This window comes from Methylocystis sp. SB2 (genome assembly GCF_049817085.1).
GTDB lineage: Bacteria > Pseudomonadota > Alphaproteobacteria > Rhizobiales > Beijerinckiaceae > Methylocystis > Methylocystis rosea.
This window is the reverse complement of sequence record NZ_CP187401.1, coordinates 1,738,062-1,752,786: the sequence shown is the minus strand read 5'-3', so window position 1 is coordinate 1,752,786 and position 14,725 is coordinate 1,738,062. Positions and strand designations below refer to the sequence as shown.

At 65.1% G+C, this 14,725-nt stretch carries 14 protein-coding genes; 9 read left to right on the top strand and 5 right to left on the bottom strand.

The window, feature by feature from the left end:
* Positions 1–6 precede the first annotated feature (6 nt).
* Together groL and groES are read right to left on the bottom strand one after the other, a co-directional pair.
* Complete coding sequence (groL, locus tag ACPS74_RS08555; protein ID WP_029650464.1) at positions 7–1,644, bottom strand: chaperonin GroEL; 1,638 nt, start codon at positions 1,642–1,644, stop codon at positions 7–9.
* Between the two features lie 42 nt (positions 1,645–1,686).
* Entirely contained in the window at positions 1,687–1,974 is a 288-nt protein-coding gene (groES, locus tag ACPS74_RS08550; protein WP_014890807.1) for a co-chaperone GroES, read from the bottom strand.
* A 398-nt stretch (positions 1,975–2,372) separates the two neighbouring features.
* Here groES and lspA point away from each other — a divergent pair, with 398 nt between their 5' ends.
* From lspA to ACPS74_RS08525, 5 genes are all read left to right on the top strand, one after another.
* Complete coding sequence (gene lspA, locus ACPS74_RS08545; protein WP_040573344.1) at positions 2,373–2,882, top strand: signal peptidase II; 510 nt, start codon at positions 2,373–2,375, stop codon at positions 2,880–2,882.
* Positions 2,883–2,982: 100 nt separating this feature from the next.
* The gene (locus tag ACPS74_RS08540) at positions 2,983–3,687 is read left to right on the top strand and encodes a hypothetical protein (RefSeq protein WP_029650466.1); all 705 of its coding nucleotides are present in this window, start codon (positions 2,983–2,985) and stop codon (positions 3,685–3,687) included.
* 63 nt (positions 3,688–3,750) lie between these two features.
* Complete coding sequence (locus ACPS74_RS08535; protein ID WP_029650469.1) at positions 3,751–5,076, top strand: M16 family metallopeptidase; 1,326 nt, start codon at positions 3,751–3,753, stop codon at positions 5,074–5,076.
* An 87-nt stretch (positions 5,077–5,163) separates the two neighbouring features.
* Positions 5,164–6,447: a M16 family metallopeptidase gene (locus tag ACPS74_RS08530; protein ID WP_029650471.1), complete on the top strand. Its 1,284-nt coding sequence runs from the start codon at positions 5,164–5,166 to the stop codon at positions 6,445–6,447.
* Between the two features lie 46 nt (positions 6,448–6,493).
* The gene (locus tag ACPS74_RS08525) at positions 6,494–8,539 is read left to right on the top strand and encodes a M3 family metallopeptidase (protein WP_029650473.1); all 2,046 of its coding nucleotides are present in this window, start codon (positions 6,494–6,496) and stop codon (positions 8,537–8,539) included.
* 320 nt (positions 8,540–8,859) lie between these two features.
* Here ACPS74_RS08525 and fabI read toward each other — a convergent pair whose 3' ends face one another.
* Complete coding sequence (gene fabI, locus ACPS74_RS08520; RefSeq protein ID WP_018406062.1) at positions 8,860–9,720, bottom strand: enoyl-ACP reductase FabI; 861 nt, start codon at positions 9,718–9,720, stop codon at positions 8,860–8,862.
* A gap of 217 nt (positions 9,721–9,937) precedes the next feature.
* Between fabI and ACPS74_RS08515 the strand changes: the two genes are divergently transcribed.
* Complete coding sequence (locus tag ACPS74_RS08515) at positions 9,938–10,438, top strand: DNA-directed RNA polymerase sigma-70 factor (RefSeq protein ID WP_029652029.1); 501 nt, start codon at positions 9,938–9,940, stop codon at positions 10,436–10,438.
* 5 nt (positions 10,439–10,443) lie between these two features.
* Positions 10,444–11,337, top strand: a complete 894-nt coding sequence (locus ACPS74_RS08510) for an anti-sigma factor family protein (protein ID WP_239753783.1) — start codon at positions 10,444–10,446, stop codon at positions 11,335–11,337.
* A gap of 9 nt (positions 11,338–11,346) precedes the next feature.
* On the opposite strand, the gene ACPS74_RS08505 is transcribed toward ACPS74_RS08510, so the two are convergent.
* Together ACPS74_RS08505 and ACPS74_RS08500 are read right to left on the bottom strand one after the other, a co-directional pair.
* The gene (locus ACPS74_RS08505; protein WP_029649563.1) at positions 11,347–12,345 is read right to left on the bottom strand and encodes a DnaJ C-terminal domain-containing protein; all 999 of its coding nucleotides are present in this window, start codon (positions 12,343–12,345) and stop codon (positions 11,347–11,349) included.
* Between the two features lie 120 nt (positions 12,346–12,465).
* The gene (locus tag ACPS74_RS08500; protein WP_029649565.1) at positions 12,466–13,233 is read right to left on the bottom strand and encodes an enoyl-CoA hydratase-related protein; all 768 of its coding nucleotides are present in this window, start codon (positions 13,231–13,233) and stop codon (positions 12,466–12,468) included.
* A 189-nt stretch (positions 13,234–13,422) separates the two neighbouring features.
* Between ACPS74_RS08500 and ACPS74_RS08495 the strand changes: the two genes are divergently transcribed.
* On the top strand, positions 13,423–14,130 hold the full coding sequence (locus ACPS74_RS08495) for a hypothetical protein (protein ID WP_029649567.1): 708 nt from the start codon (positions 13,423–13,425) through the stop codon (positions 14,128–14,130).
* A gap of 37 nt (positions 14,131–14,167) precedes the next feature.
* Positions 14,168–14,596, top strand: coding sequence for a hypothetical protein (locus tag ACPS74_RS08490; protein ID WP_029649569.1), 429 nt, complete (start codon positions 14,168–14,170; stop codon positions 14,594–14,596).
* Positions 14,597–14,725 lie beyond the last annotated feature (129 nt).

The following is a 14,725-nucleotide window of genomic DNA, read 5'->3' as shown; positions in this document are numbered from 1 at the left end:
CGAGACTTAGAAGTCCATGCCGCCCATGCCGCCGCCGCCCGGCATGGAAGGCGGGCCTTCCTTCTTCGGCGCTTCGGTGATCGTCGCCTCGGTGGTGATGATCAGACCGGCGATCGAAGCGGCGTCCTGCAGCGCGGTGCGCACGACCTTGGTCGGGTCGATGATGCCGAGCTTCATCAGATCGCCATACTCGCCCTTCTGCGCGTCGAAGCCGTAGCCGTATTCGGTGGCTTCGAGCAGCTTGCCGACCACCACGGCGCCGTCGCCGCCGGCGTTGTCGACGATCTGGCGCGCCGGCGCCTGGATCGCCTTGCGGACGATGTCGACGCCGGTCTGCTGATCAGGATTGCCGACCTTGACGTGGTCGAGCGCCTTGATGGCGCGCAGCAGCGCCACGCCGCCGCCAGGCGACACGCCTTCCTCGACCGCCGCGCGGGTGGCGTTGAGGGCGTCGTCGACGCGATCCTTCTTTTCTTTCACTTCGACCTCAGTCGCGCCGCCGACGCGGATCACGGCGACGCCGCCCGCGAGCTTCGCCAGACGCTCCTGGAGCTTTTCGCGGTCGTAGTCCGAGGTCGTCTCCTCGATCTGTCCTTTGATCTGGGCGATGCGCGCCTCGATGTCCTTCTTCTCGCCGGCGCCATCGATGATCGTCGTGTTCTCCTTCTCGATGCGCACGCGCTTGGCGCGGCCGAGCATGGCGAGCGTGACGTTCTCGAGCTTGATGCCGAGGTCCTCGGCGATCAACTCGCCGCCGGTGAGGATGGCGATGTCTTCGAGCATCGCCTTGCGGCGATCGCCGAAGCCCGGCGCCTTGACGGCGGCGATCTTCAGGCCGCCGCGCAGCTTGTTGACGACGAGGGTCGCGAGCGCTTCGCCTTCGATGTCCTCAGCGACGATGAGCAGCGGCTTGCCGGTCTGCACCACCGCCTCGAGAATCGGCAGCAGCGGCTGCAGCGTCGAAAGCTTCTTCTCGTGGATGAGAATGTAGGGATCGTCGAGTTCGGCGATCATCTTCTCGGCGTTGGTGATGAAGTAGGGCGAGAGATAGCCGCGATCGAACTGCATGCCCTCGACGATGTCGGTCTCAGTCTCGAGGCTCTTGGCCTCTTCCACCGTGATGACGCCTTCATTGCCGACCTTCTGCATCGCCTTGGCGATTTCCTGGCCGATGAAGTCGTCGCCATTGGCCGAAATCTTGCCGACCTGGGCGATCTCGTCGTTCGACGTGACCTTCTTCGAATGCGCTTTGAGATCGGCGACGATTGCGTCGACGGCGAGGTCGACGCCACGCTTCAGATCCATCGGGTTGAGGCCGGCGGCGACCGCCTTCGCGCCTTCACGGGCAATCGAGGCGGCAAGAACGGTTGCGGTGGTGGTGCCGTCGCCAGCGAGGTCGTTCTGCTTGGAGGCGACTTCGCGGACGAGCTGGGCGCCGAGATTTTCGAACTTGTCGGCAAGCTCGATTTCCTTGGCGACGGTGACGCCGTCCTTGGTGATGCGCGGCGCGCCGAAGGACTTTTCAATGACGACGTTGCGGCCCTTCGGGCCGAGCGTCACCTTGACGGCGTTGTTGAGGATTTCGACGCCGCGCAGAATGCGGTCTCGGGCGTCAGTGGAGAAACGGACGTCTTTTGCAGCCATTTACAATTCTCCTGGGGGTTGGAAGCGAACGGCGGCGTCGAGTCAGTCGACGATGCCGAGGATGTCGCTTTCCTTCATGATGAGCAGGTCGTCGCCGTCGATCTTGACTTCGGTGCCGGACCATTTGCCGAAGAGCACGCGGTCGCCGGACTTGACGTCCAGCGGGTTCAGCTTGCCGTTTTCGTCGCGAGCGCCGGGGCCCACGGAAATGACCTTGCCCTCTTGCGGCTTCTCTTTCGCGGTGTCCGGAATGATGATGCCGCCTTTGGTTTTTTCCTCGCCTTCGAGTCGCTTGACCACGACGCGGTCGTGGAGGGGACGGAACGTCATTGTTAATCTTTCCTTTTCTGACCTGACGGGTTCGGCCCGCCAAAAAGGGATATGCGAAGGCCTGTTGGCACTCGCGTGAGATGAGTGCCAGCAGGCGCCACACAGATATGAGGGAGGCCATTCTCTGTCAAGTTGGGGACAGGCGTAGAATTTTCGGTTCTGTCGCAGCGCAGCTGTAGCGTAGCTTAAAGCTTGCTTAGCCATAGATTACGACGGGTCGGGCGCCGCGCCTCGAACCATCCGTTTGCCCAGGCAATCAAATTCGGATCGACTGGCCCGAGCCGGCTGGACCGATGATCGTCGCCCAGTGATCGCCTGTTCGACGCATGAGCGGAGAGCGCTTTCTTTTTCGCATTGATCCGGCTTAATGCGCTGCGTTGGCGTCATGGAGATCACGCTTGTCCGGCAGACTTTCCCCTCGCGTGCTCGGCCTAGCCGCGGCGCTCGCCGCTCTGGCGTTCGACCAGGCGCATAAATTCTGGATGCTGAATATATTTGACGTCGCCGCCCGGCCGCCCATGAGCCTTGCGCCGTTCCTCGACATCGTATTGTCCTGGAACTATGGCGTCTCCTATTCGCTGTTTCCTGCCCACGAAACCTTAACCCGCCTCGCGCTCTTGACGATGCAGGGCGCGATCATCGCCGGACTGGCGATCTGGATGGTGCGCACGCAGAGCCGCGCGACGGCTGTGGCGCTCGGGCTCATCATCGGCGGCGCGCTCGGCAACGCCGCCGACCGCATCACGCGGGGGGCGGTCGCCGATTTCTTCTACCTGCACACCAGCCTGCCCGTCGGACCTCTGGCTAACTACGTGTTTAATCTCGCCGATGTCTTCATTACGGCGGGCGTGGCGCTGCTGGTCATCGAGGGGTTTTTCCTGCCCCAGGAGCGGCGCGCCGAGACCTGAACGCGCTCTGGTCGAGCGTGGCCCAGCCTTCGCCACTAAATCGCCAATAAGTCGCGTCCATGTAGCCGCATATAACCGGAGCCCGAATGGAGTCCGACAGATGAAGCTTGCTCAGTCGCAGCGCTGCGCCCTTTGCGCTCTCGCCGGCCTCGCGGCGGTCCAGGCCGCGCCAGCTCTGGCCGGCGACGATAAATCCACATGGTCGGCGATGATGGAGATGGTCGGCGCGTCTTCGGACGAGGGCGTCGGCAAAATAGATTATAGCGAACGGCCCAAGCTGGTTTTGCCGCCGAGCGCGGGCGGCCTCCCGCCGCCGCGCGAGCGGGCGGCCCGGTCGGGCGAATGGCCAACCGAACTTTCGTCGGAGCGACGCCGTAACGCCGATCGCTATGCGCGCGTTCCCGACGCGCCGCCCGAAGAAAAAAAGAAAGGCCTTCTCGAACGCATCCGCGGTCCGCGTCCAACGGCGGCGCCTGGAACCGACGATGAGCCGGGCTTCCTGCAACGCGTGCTCACGTCGCGTACCCGTAACGCAGCGGCCGAGCCAGACGTGGCGCCGCGCCGGATGCTCGTCGAACCCCCGGATGGGTATCGCCAACCCACGAAGGACTTGAGCAGTTATAACAACGAGAAGTCCGGCAAGAGCTGGTGGAATCCGTTAAGTTGGGGCGGTGGGGGCGGCACCGACAGCGATCCCGTCGCCCAGACCGGAAATCCGAACGCGCCAAGTTCAGTCGCCCGTTCGAGCGGCGGCGGCCTGTCGAGCATGATGCCGAGCTTCCTGAGAGGTTCTGACAAGAATTAAATTCCGGCCTATATAGGAGAACCACTCTCCGAGACGCGGCCGCCGCCGCGGGAAAGGCCGTTTATGTCATTTGAGACGAAGGCGTCAGCCGTTTCGCTTGCGCCCGGGGCAGCCGCGCCGGGGCCTGCGCGCGCGAGCATTACGAGCTTCACGCTCGGCAACGGCATGGAGGTCGTCGTCATCCCGGACGCGCGAACGCCTGTCGTCACGCATATGGTCTGGTACAAAAACGGCGCCGCCGACGATCCGCTCGGTCAGTCGGGCATCGCGCATTTTCTTGAACATCTGATGTTCAAGGGCACGGCGGAGCATCCGCAGGGCGAGTTCTCGAATCTTGTCGCCGAACTCGGCGGCCAGGAGAACGCCTTCACCAGCTACGATTACACGGCCTATTTCCAGCGCATCGGCAAGGAGCATCTCGCCACGCTGATGGCGTTCGAGGCCGATCGCATGCGCAATCTGGTTCTGACCGACGAGGTCGTCGATCCGGAGCGCGACGTGGTGCTTGAAGAGCGCCGCATGCGCACCGACAGCGACCCCTCGGCGCAGCTCGACGAGGCCGTACAGGCGGCGCTCTTCGCCCATCATCCCTACGGCATCCCGATCATCGGCTGGAATCACGAGATCGAGGGGCTCGGTCGCGCGCATGCGCTCGCCTATTACCAACGCTTCTATACGCCGGAAAACGCCATCCTGATCGTCGCCGGCGACGTCGAGGCCGACGAGGTCGAGCGTCTCGCCAAGGACACCTACGGCAAGGTTCCCGCGCAGGCCGCGCCGCCGCGCCGCGCCCGCGCCCAGGAGCCGCCGCACCGCGCCCACCGTCTGGTGACGCTGCGCGATGAGAAGGTCGAGCAGCCGGCGCATGAGCAGGTCTATCTCGTGCCGTCCTACAGCACGGCGAAGCCCGGCGAAGCCGAGGCGCTGGAGACGCTCGCTTATATGCTCGGCGGCGGAGCAACGAGCGCGCTCTATGACACGCTGGTCGTCGAAGAGCAGGTCGCGGTCGGCGCCGGCGCATATTACATGGGCTCCGCCGTCGACGACACGCGGCTTTGGGTCTATGCGACGCCCGCGCCGGACGTTTCGCTCCAGGACCTCGACGTCGCGATCGATCGCGTGCTGCGACGTTTCGCCGAAGAGCCGATCGACGCGGAGCATCTGCAGCGCGCCAAAACCCGGCTGATCGCCGACGCCATCTACGCGCAGGATAGCCAGGCCTCGCTTGCTCGCTGGTATGGCGAGGCGCTGGCCACCGGCCTCACCATCGACGACGTCGTCGCCTGGCCAGAGCGCATGGAGAAGGTGACGGCCGAGGACGTGCAAAACGCCGCGCGCAAATGGCTCGACAAGCGCAGGGCCGTCACAGGCTTTCTGCTTCCGGCCTGACACGGCGATCGCGTCAGGTTGTCGGCATTAAGCCGACGCCTGACTTGACTGCCCAAAGCCTACCGCCGACCTCCGTTAGGAACTGAAATGACCGCTCACGCGCCCCTCGTCACCATCGCCTCCCGCGCCGAACATGTGCAGCGGATCACGACGCCGGCCGGCCTTGAGGCATGGCTCGTGGAAAGCCACGCCGTGCCGCTCGTCGCGCTCGAATTCGCGATCCTTGGGGGCGCGTCGCAGGATCCTCGCGAGAAGCCCGGACTGGCGACGCTGCTCGCGGCGACGCTCGATGAAGGCGCCGGCCCTTATGACGCGCGCGGCTTCCATCGCGCCATCGACGATCTCGCGATTCATATTGGCTTTGGCGCTGATCGCGACGCGATCTCTGGCCATTTGCAGACTCTCTCGCGCAATGTCGACAAGGCGTTCGGCCTCTTGAAGCTCGCGCTCAACGATGCGCGGCTCGAAGCGGGCGACGTCGCGCGCGTGCGCAGCCAACTCGCCGCGGAATTGAAGCGCGACGCCAATGACCCCGACTCGATGGCGTCGAAAGCCTTCCGCGAAGCGGCCTTCCCGAACCATCCCTATGGGCGCCCGGTGCGCGGCGATCTTGCGTCGATCGACACGCTCACGCGCGAAGACCTCGTCGCCCTGCGCCAACGGCTCATCGCGAGACGCGATCTCAAGATCGGCGTCGTCGGCGCGATCGACGCGACAACGCTCTCCGATCTGCTCGACGCGACGTTCGGCGGCCTCGCGCTGCAAAATGATCTCGCGCCCGTCCCGGAGATTGAAGTCGCCAATGTCGGTATGCGCCAAGTCGTCGATCTCGACGTGCCGCAATCGACGATCCGCTTCGGACGCCCGTCGATCACCAAGCACGATCCCGACTATTACGCCGTCGTCGTCGCCAATCACATTCTGGGCGGCGGCACCTTCACGTCGCGGCTGTTCCGCGAGGTGCGCGAGAAGCGCGGCATGGCCTATTCGGTCTATTCGCATCTCAATGAATATGACCATTGCCCGATGCTCATCGGCGCCGCGGCGACCAAGAACGAGCGCGCCGGCGAAGCGATCGGCGTGATCCAGGAAGAGTTCAGAAACTTCGTCGCCAATGGTCCGACCGAGGATGAGTTAGACAAGGCGAAGAAATTCCTCATCGGCTCCTATGCGCTGCGTTTCGACACGTCGACAAAGATCGCGAGCCAGCTCGTCAATCTGCAGCTCGATGGATTCGAGCCGAGCTTCCTTGACGAACGCAATGGCCGGATCGCTGCGGTGACGATGGAGGATTGTCAGCGCGGCGCGAAACGGCTCCTCGGCGACGGCGATCTGCTGGTGACGGTGGTCGGGAAGCCGGCGGGGGTGTAGCGGCCGGCCACGCCGCCGCTGGTCGGCATCTTGCTAAGAGACTGTCATGGATAATCCTCTCCTTATGGCCTGGAGCGGCCCTTTCGGCCTGCCGCCTTTCAACGCGATCCAGCCCGCGCATTTCCGCAAGGCGTTCGAAACGGCCTTCGCCGAGCACAAGGGCGAGATCGACGGCATCGCCAACGACTCGTCGCCGCCGACCTTCGACAATGTCATCGGCGCGCTGGAGCGGGCGGGGCGACTTCTCACCGACGTCGGCGCGGTCTTCTGGAACCTCGCCGCCACCGACACGACGCCCGAGTTGCAGGCGATCGAGCGCGATATGGCCGGCGCCTTTTCGCGTCACTCCAGCGACATCTCCATGAATCCCGCGCTGTTTCGCCGGATCGAGGCGCTTTACGAGACGCGCGAGGCCATCGATTTGACGCCGGAGCAGCGCCGCGTTCTCGAACTGACCTATAAGAACTTCGTGCGCGCCGGCGCGAAGCTGAACGACGCCGACAAGGCGCGTCTCAAAGCGATTCTCGAGCGGCTGGCGGGCCTCTCGACGCAGTTTTCGCAGAATGTGCTGGCCGATGAATCGTCATGGCTGCTGCTGCTCGACGAAAGCGATCTCGACGGCCTCTCGCCGGACTTTCGCGCCGGCGCCGCGCGCATTGCGGCGGAGCGCGGATCGCCCGGCAAATATGGCGTGACGCTGTCGCGCTCCAGCGCCGAAGTTTTTCTGCAAAGCTCGACGCGGCGCGATCTGCGCGAGACGGTGTTTCGCGCCTGGGCGAGCCGCGGCGAGAATGCGGGCGCGACCGACAACCGCCCGCTCATCCGCGAAATTCTGCAATTGCGCGAAGAGCGCGCGAAGCTGCTCGGCTTTGACAGTTTCGCCGATTTCAAACTCGACGACTCCATGGCGAAGACGCCGGCCGCCGTGCGCGAACTGATCGGTCACGTCTGGGCGCCGGCGCTGACGCGCGCCGCCGAGGAGCGCGCGCAGATCCAGGCGATGGTTGAAGAAGAGGGCGCGAATTTCACCGTCGCGGCGCATGACAGGCGCTATTACGCCGAGCGCGTGCGCGCGAAGCGCTACGATCTCGATCAGGCCGCGCTGCGTCCCTATTTCCAGCTCGACAACATGATCGCCGCGGCGTTCGACGTCGCGCAAAAACTTTTCGGCCTGCGCTTCGTCGAGCAGAAGGGCCTGCCGCTCTACCATCCGGATGTGCGCGCCTTCGATGTGCTGGACAGCAACGGCAAGCATGTCGCGCTGTTCCTTGCCGATTATTTCGCGCGGCCGTCGAAACGCGGCGGCGCCTGGATGTCGGAATTCCGCGCGCAGCACAAGCTCGTTGGCGAAACCAGGCCGATCATCGTCAATGTAATGAATTTCACCAAAGGCGCCGATGGCGCGCCGACGCTGCTCAGCCTCGACGACGCCCGCACGCTGTTTCACGAATTCGGCCATGGCTTGCATGGCATGCTGTCGGACGTGACCTATCCTTCGGTCGCGGGCACGAATGTCGCGCGCGATTTCGTCGAGCTGCCCTCGCAGCTTTACGAGCACTGGCTGCTGGAGCCGGCGGTGCTGAAGAAATTCGCGTTTCATTCCGAGACGGGCGCGCCCATTCCCGATGATCTCGTCGCGCGCATCACCGCCGCGCGCCATTTCAATCAGGGCTTCGCGACGGTCGAGTTCTGCGCCTCGGCCCATGTCGATCTCGACATTCACGCGCAAAGCGTCGCGCCGGATTTCGACGCAGGCGCCTTCGAGGCGGACAGCCTCGCGCGGATTTCCATGCCGCCGGAAATCGTCATGCGGCACCGCCTGCCGCATTTTTCGCATATCTTCTCGGGCGACGGTTATTCGGCGGGCTATTACAGCTATCTCTGGGCGGAAGTGCTCGACGCCGACGCTTTCGAGGCCTTCAAGGAGACGGGCGACCCCTTCGCGCCCGAGGTCGCGCAGCGCCTGCGCGATCACATCTACGCTGCGGGCGGAAAGCAGGACGCGGCGGACGCCTATGTGGCCTTTCGCGGGCGGATGCCGACGGTGGAGCCGCTGCTCCGGCAACGGGGATTTGCGGAGCCGGCGGGGTAGACGATTCATTCCTCGGACTTCGGCAGCGCGGAGCGACGGGCGCTGGGGCGTACACAGTGAAAATAATCTCGGTTTCCGTGGCGCGATAGAAAATCAGATTGATCCGTTCGCATGGACCTTGTCATTCCCGGCAGGCCGAAGGCCTGACCGGGAATCCCGAGCCCATCCAAGAACGCTGGGTTTGCTCTGGATTCCCGATCGCGCTTCGCGCGTCGGGAATGACATCCGAGCCGTTCAAACGGATTTGATAAAACTCAGCTGTAGAAACGCGCCCGGATGCAGACGCCCGCGACGAGCGTGGGCATCACGCGGCAAGCCGCCTACTTCTGCTGCGGCAGCAGCGCCAGCAAATCCGCCATTTTCGGCGCGGCTGATGGGTTCATCATGCCCACGACATGATAGCCGGCGTCGACATGCAGCACTTCGCCGGAAACGCCGCGCGCCATCGGCGACAGCAGATAGACCGCCGTCTCGCCGACTTCCTCGATCGTCACGACGCGGCGCAGCGGCGAATTATATTCGTTCCAGCGCAGGATATAGCGGAAGTCGCCGATGCCCGAGGCCGCCATGGTCTTAATCGGCCCGGCCGAAATCGCATTGACGCGGATGTTCTTGACGCCGAGATCGGCGGCGAGATAGCGCACCGAGGCCTCCAGCGCCGCCTTCGCCACGCCCATCACATTGTAATGCGGCATCCATTTTTCGGCGCCGTAATAGGTGAGCGTTAAGAGCGAGCCGCCGTCCGTCATCAGCTTCTCGGCGCGCTGCGCGATCGCGGTGAAGGAGTAGCAGGAGATGTTCAGCGACATCTGGAAGTTTTCCAGCGTCGTCTCGACATAGCGCCCGTCGAGCTGGTCCTTGTCGGAATAGGCGAGGCAATGCACGACGAAATCGAGCCGGCCCCAGAGCTTCTCGATCTCGGCGAAGACCGCGTCCATCGTCTCCGGCTCGGCGACGTCGCAGCGCCCGATGACGGTCGCGCCAATGTCCGCCGCCAGCGGCCGCACGCGCTTTTCCAGCGCTTCGATCTGATAGGTGAGCGCCAGATCGGCGCCGGCGTCGGCGCAGGCCTTGGCGATGCCCCAGGCGATCGAGCGATTATTGGCGACGCCCAGGATGAGCCCCTTCTTGCCCTTGAGCAATCCGGCGAAAAGGGCGGCAGGCGCGGCTTGCTGTGTCATGCGTGTCTATATCCTGGGCAAAGAAGGGCTCGGCGGCTCGCGCCGTTTAGCGTGGTTTGGGCGCAAAGGAAACCCTCGCGCCACAGGCGGCGGCGGATGTGAAATCGCACGCGCCAGAGCGGCCAAGCATAGCCAATTGCGCGGCGATGCCCTATCATCCGATAGGAAACGTCATTGGCTTCGCAGACTGGCGAGAAGACCGAGCGGAGCGGGCCGCATGGGCAGAAGAGCCGACATCATAGCGGATCTGGGCGGAGCGACTCCGGCCCTGAGACGCTATGCGCGCGCGCTCTGCGCCGGCGCAGGCCCCGCCATCGCCGACGATCTCGTGCAAAGCGCGCTGCAGTCGGTCGGCGCGCGGATCCGGGCGCGCGAGCTGCGCCCCGCCGATCTCGCCGAAGCGCGAATCGAAGCCTATGCGGCGCTTGTCGCGCTGGCTCAGAAAAAGCTCGCAAATGCGCCAGGTCCAGCGTCGCGCCACCCGCCGGTCGTGCATGGGCTTGCAAGTCTTTGCTTCGACGAGCGCGCCATGCTGCTGCTCGTTTCGCTCGAGGGCTTCGGCTATGACGCCTCCGCGCGCATCGTCGGCGCGAGCCGGGAAACGGCGCTGGCGCGTCTGATGCGCGCCCGCGCGACGCTCGGCGCCGAGGGTTTGCGGCCTGTCGCGTCGTCGGAGGGCGGCCGCCGCGCCGCTTCGCATCTGCGGGTCGTGAAGTAGCGCCGATGACGCCCTCGGCCCTGATCGAAGAAGCCGATTTGCACGCCCTCGTCGATGGCGAACTCGACCCCGAGCGGCGGCGCAAGGTCGAAGACCATCTCCTGCAGCATCCCGAGGACGCCGCGCTCGTTGAAGGCTGGCGGCGCCAGAACGCGGCGCTGCGCGCCGCTTTCGAGCCGGTGGCGCTCGAGACGCCGCCTTTGTCGCTGCGGGAGGCGGCGGCGCGCCCGCCGGCCCCGCCCGCCGGTCAGGGGCCGATCGAAACCGGCGCCATCCATTGGGGGCGACCCGGCGCGGCGCCGCGTCCGACGCGCAAGCTCGACGAAATCCGCGCCAGCCGGCGGCGGCAGGCGCTCGCGTCGACGCTGTTGACGCTCATCGCCGGCGCGGCCGTCGCCGCGGCGGCGTTGCTGTTTCTGGCAAGCCGTCCCCCGGCGCAGAGCCCGACGACGCGCGCCATCGCCGCCACGAGCTATGCCGCTCGGGCAGGCTTGACCTACGCGACTTACATTCTTGACCCGCGACCCGTCGAGGTCGAGGCCAGTCGGCGCGGCGAACTTCTCGCGTGGCTTCAGGAGCGCGTCGGGTTTTCCCGCGCGCCGGATTTGAGCGGCGTTGGATTGCGGCTGCTTGGCGGACGCGTCGCGCCCGGCGTCGCGGCGCCGGCGGCGTTTCTCGTCTATGAGCGCGACGACGGTGGGCGGGTGGGTCTTTATTTCGAGCGGGCGGAGGCCCTCGCCGCGCCGGCGGGCCAGCGCGGTCAGGGCGTTTCGGTCATCGAATGGCGGGCTGGCGGCTTCGCCTTCGTGCTCGTGGGCGCCCTGGCGCCCGAAGCGATGCAGGCCGCTGCGGAAGCGGCCGCCGCCGCGGTCGCGACGACGCCAGTCGAGGTTAAATAGTCCAGGACCTCAAGACATCTTGGCGCGCGGATCATAGGGCTGCGCGTCGCGCCATTCCCGCATCCGCGCGTCGAGATCGCTCGACGCCGTTTCCGGCAGCATGATCCTCAGCGAGACATAGAGGTCGCCGGCTATTTTGCCGTCGCTCGCCGGAAGCCCCTTGCCGCGCAGCCGCAGCACGCGCCCGCTGTTGGAGTGCGGAGGGATGCTTAGCTCCACCTTGCCGTCCAGCGTCGGGGTCTCGACCCGTCCGCCGAGCGCGGCTTCATAAACAGTGACCGGCAGCTCCAGCCGCAAATCGCGGCCATCCAGCTTGAAGTGCGGATGGGGCGCGACCTTCACGGTGATCAGCGCGTCGCCGGGTTCGCCCCCCATGGAGCCGGGCTGGCCCTGGCCGCGCAAACGAATCTGCTTGCCGTCTTCGATTCCCGCCGGAATTTTGACTTCCAGCGTGCGGCCGCTGGGCAGGATGACGCGGGCCGAGCCGCCGTGAGCGACGGTTTCGAGCGGCACGGTGGCGGTGGCGACGACATCGTCGCCTCGGGTAGGCTGAGGGCCGGCGCGACGGCGTCCGCCGGCGCCGAAGAGATCGGCGAAGAGGTCGGAAGGGTCGAAGCCCGCGCGCCCGCCGCCGCCGGGCGCCTCATTGCCGAAATGAAACTCGAAATGCTGATCCCCGCCGGGCGCCCCGCCGCCAGGCGCGCCGCCCGTTCGCCAGCCGCGGGTGAAGCCGCCGGGGCCAGCGCCCGCGCCCGCGCCGAAGCCCTCGAAGCCGGTGAAGCGGGGTTTCCCGTCCGGACCGATCTCGCCTTTGTCGAACTGCGCCTTCTTCTTCTCGTCGCCGACGATTTCATAGGCGGAGTTGATTTCCGTGAATCGCTCCTTGGCTTTCGTGTCGTCCTTATTGCGGTCAGGGTGGAATTTCTTGGCGAGCTGGCGATAGGCCTTCTTGATTTCGGCGTGACTCGCCGATTTGGGCACGCCGAGAACGTCGTAAGGATCGCGCATAATTTTCCCATCAGCCCATGTGAGCGCCCGCCCTTGGCGGCGCGGGCGCGTATGTCCGCCCTATTATTTGGGAGAAGCGCGTTCGCAACGCAAGCGGCGCAGGTCGCGCCGCGCTGAAGGCTAACGCGACTTCGAAGCGAAAAAGGCGGCGAAGCGCTCGCGCGCTTCTGGCGACGTCAGCGCCTTGGCGAAAAGCGTGGCTTCCGCGTCGATGCGCGCCAGTATGTTCTTCGGCTCGCCGCGCATCAGCCGCCGCGCCGCGCGAAGCGCCTCACGGGGTTTCGCCGCTAGGCGGCGTGCGGCTTCCATCGCTAGGTCGTGGACGTCTTCCGGGGAGGCGAGAGCGTTGACGAGACCGAGACGGAAGGCTTCCGCGCCGTCGAAACTCTCGCCCAGCAGCAGATATTGGGACGCCTTGGCCATCCCGAACCGCAGCGGGACCAGCAGGCTGGCGCCGCCCTCCGGCGGCAGCGCCAGATCGATGAACGGCATTTTGAAACGCGCCTCTGGGCTGGCGTAGACGAGGTCGCAGTGGAAGAGCAGGGTGGTCCCCACGCCGACGGCGTCCCCGGTCACGGCGGCGACGAGCGGCTTCTCGAAGGCCGCCGCCGCGCGAACGAAGGTCAAAGCCGGAAATGTTTCTGCGCCAGGCTCAATATCTCGGCCAGGAGCAAAATCGCGAAAGTCGGCGAGATCATTGCCCGCCGTGAAATTGCCGCCCGCGCCGGCGAAGACGACGGCATGCACCGTCTCGTCTCGGGCCGCGCCATCAAGAGCGGCGATCAATGCGCGATACATGTCGCGGTTCAGCGCGTTCTTTTTTTCGGGGCGGTTCAGCAGCAGGCGCAGCACCCCGGCATCCCTCGAAATGATGATCTTTTCCGACATAAAGGTCTCCGGATCAGCTCGCTGCGAGCTTCGCCAAAGTTTTGAAGGAATTCCCTGAGATAGGTTAAATGCGGCGCCAGGGCCGGAGATCATCGGCGACTTGCAGCAGCGCCGCAAGCGCGTAGATTTCAACGCTTGAGATTGTCTACGGCTGGGGCGCCGTTTTTCCGACCCCATAGCAGCAGAGGCATGCGCGTCATGAATTTCGGCGAGGTGGCCAATCGGCTATTTGGCGGTTCGCCCGGGCGCGGGCAGAGCTTCCTCTACGCCACGGAACAACGCCTGGTCCAAAGCATGGCGCGGGCCGCGCCGCGCTGGATCGCGCCTGCGCATCTGTCGATGATCGGCGCGGGCGGCGCGGCGCTCGCGGCGGCGGCGCTGGTCGGCTGCCGCTCTTGGCCCGAGTTGGTATGGCTCGTGCCGCCGGCGATGTTCATCAACTGGTTCGGCCTGACGACGGATCTTCCGCTTGCGCGGCTGCGCGGCGGCGAACTGCCGGGCGCCGGCATGTCGCATCACGTATCTGAGCTCTTCTCGCACATACTGCTCATCATCGCCTACGGATTTTCGCCGTTTCTGACGCTGCGCGCTGCTGCGGCGGTGCTCGTCTGCTACCTGCTATTCTCCTCCTATGGCTACATTCGCGCCGCGACGCGCCACGTTCAGCAGATGGCGTACATTGGTCTGGGCGTGACGGAGTTCCGCATACTTCTGGCCTTCTGGCCTTTCGCCGCGATCGCGCTCGGCGTTCCCGCAAGTCAGCACGATCCCCTGCCGGCGATCGACGTCGCGGTGATCGGGCTGGCGCTGGTGGCGGTCCTCGGGCTGTTCGGCAAGCTCTTCAAGGACGGACGCCGGATCGCGGCCGCCTCCGCGGCGCAAAGCAGCGACGAATAATCGCTGGAACTTTCTTCAAGCGGGCGCATTTACCTTCATGCGCGCCGCTTTCCTGACGATGACAGTCATTGGAGTTCTGCTGGGAGCCGTTGGGGCTAGCGCCAGCGCACGCTCGGCCTCCCCTTCTCTTTCAGCGCTTGAAGCGAGAGACGCGCCCGCAGCCTATACGAGCTGGCGTCTGAAAGTCGAAGCGGCGCGGCAACGCTATGAAGCCTTCGCGGCGCGTGCGGAATCCGAGCTGCGCGTGAGGCGGTCAACGCGCGCTGGCGCGCCGACCTCGTTGGATCCGCTCTTAGCGGCGCTTGACGATCCCACCCTGCGTTATAACGATCTGATCGTGACGCGCGGCGGCATTTTCGTATTTCATGGCGCCGAAGGCCAGCGCCACAGCCCGCCCGATTTCGAGCGTCTCCCGGATGCCCGCGTGCGCGCGCTCTCGCTGAGAACGTTAGACGAAACTGATTGAAAAGCGGCGATTCTGGCGGGTCGGTTAACCATCCACACATATTGGTAAAATTTTTACGATCATTGACAAAACTGGTGGTATTTCCGCCATATAGCCGGCATATTGCGTTGGCCCGCACAAGCTCCCGGC

Coding starts and splice junctions, on each gene's coding strand:
- groL (WP_029650464.1), bottom strand. CDS start 1,644: ATGGCTGCAAAAGACGTCCGTTTCTCCACTGACGCCCGAGACCGCATT.
- groES (WP_014890807.1), bottom strand. CDS start 1,974: ATGACGTTCCGTCCCCTCCACGACCGCGTCGTGGTCAAGCGACTCGAA.
- ACPS74_RS08540 (WP_029650466.1), top strand. CDS start 2,983: ATGAAGCTTGCTCAGTCGCAGCGCTGCGCCCTTTGCGCTCTCGCCGGC.
- ACPS74_RS08535 (WP_029650469.1), top strand. CDS start 3,751: ATGTCATTTGAGACGAAGGCGTCAGCCGTTTCGCTTGCGCCCGGGGCA.
- ACPS74_RS08530 (WP_029650471.1), top strand. CDS start 5,164: ATGACCGCTCACGCGCCCCTCGTCACCATCGCCTCCCGCGCCGAACAT.
- ACPS74_RS08525 (WP_029650473.1), top strand. CDS start 6,494: ATGGATAATCCTCTCCTTATGGCCTGGAGCGGCCCTTTCGGCCTGCCG.
- fabI (WP_018406062.1), bottom strand. CDS start 9,720: ATGACACAGCAAGCCGCGCCTGCCGCCCTTTTCGCCGGATTGCTCAAG.
- ACPS74_RS08515 (WP_029652029.1), top strand. CDS start 9,938: ATGGGCAGAAGAGCCGACATCATAGCGGATCTGGGCGGAGCGACTCCG.
- ACPS74_RS08510 (WP_239753783.1), top strand. CDS start 10,444: ATGACGCCCTCGGCCCTGATCGAAGAAGCCGATTTGCACGCCCTCGTC.
- ACPS74_RS08505 (WP_029649563.1), bottom strand. CDS start 12,345: ATGCGCGATCCTTACGACGTTCTCGGCGTGCCCAAATCGGCGAGTCAC.
- ACPS74_RS08500 (WP_029649565.1), bottom strand. CDS start 13,233: ATGTCGGAAAAGATCATCATTTCGAGGGATGCCGGGGTGCTGCGCCTG.
- ACPS74_RS08495 (WP_029649567.1), top strand. CDS start 13,423: ATGCGCGTCATGAATTTCGGCGAGGTGGCCAATCGGCTATTTGGCGGT.
- ACPS74_RS08490 (WP_029649569.1), top strand. CDS start 14,168: ATGCGCGCCGCTTTCCTGACGATGACAGTCATTGGAGTTCTGCTGGGA.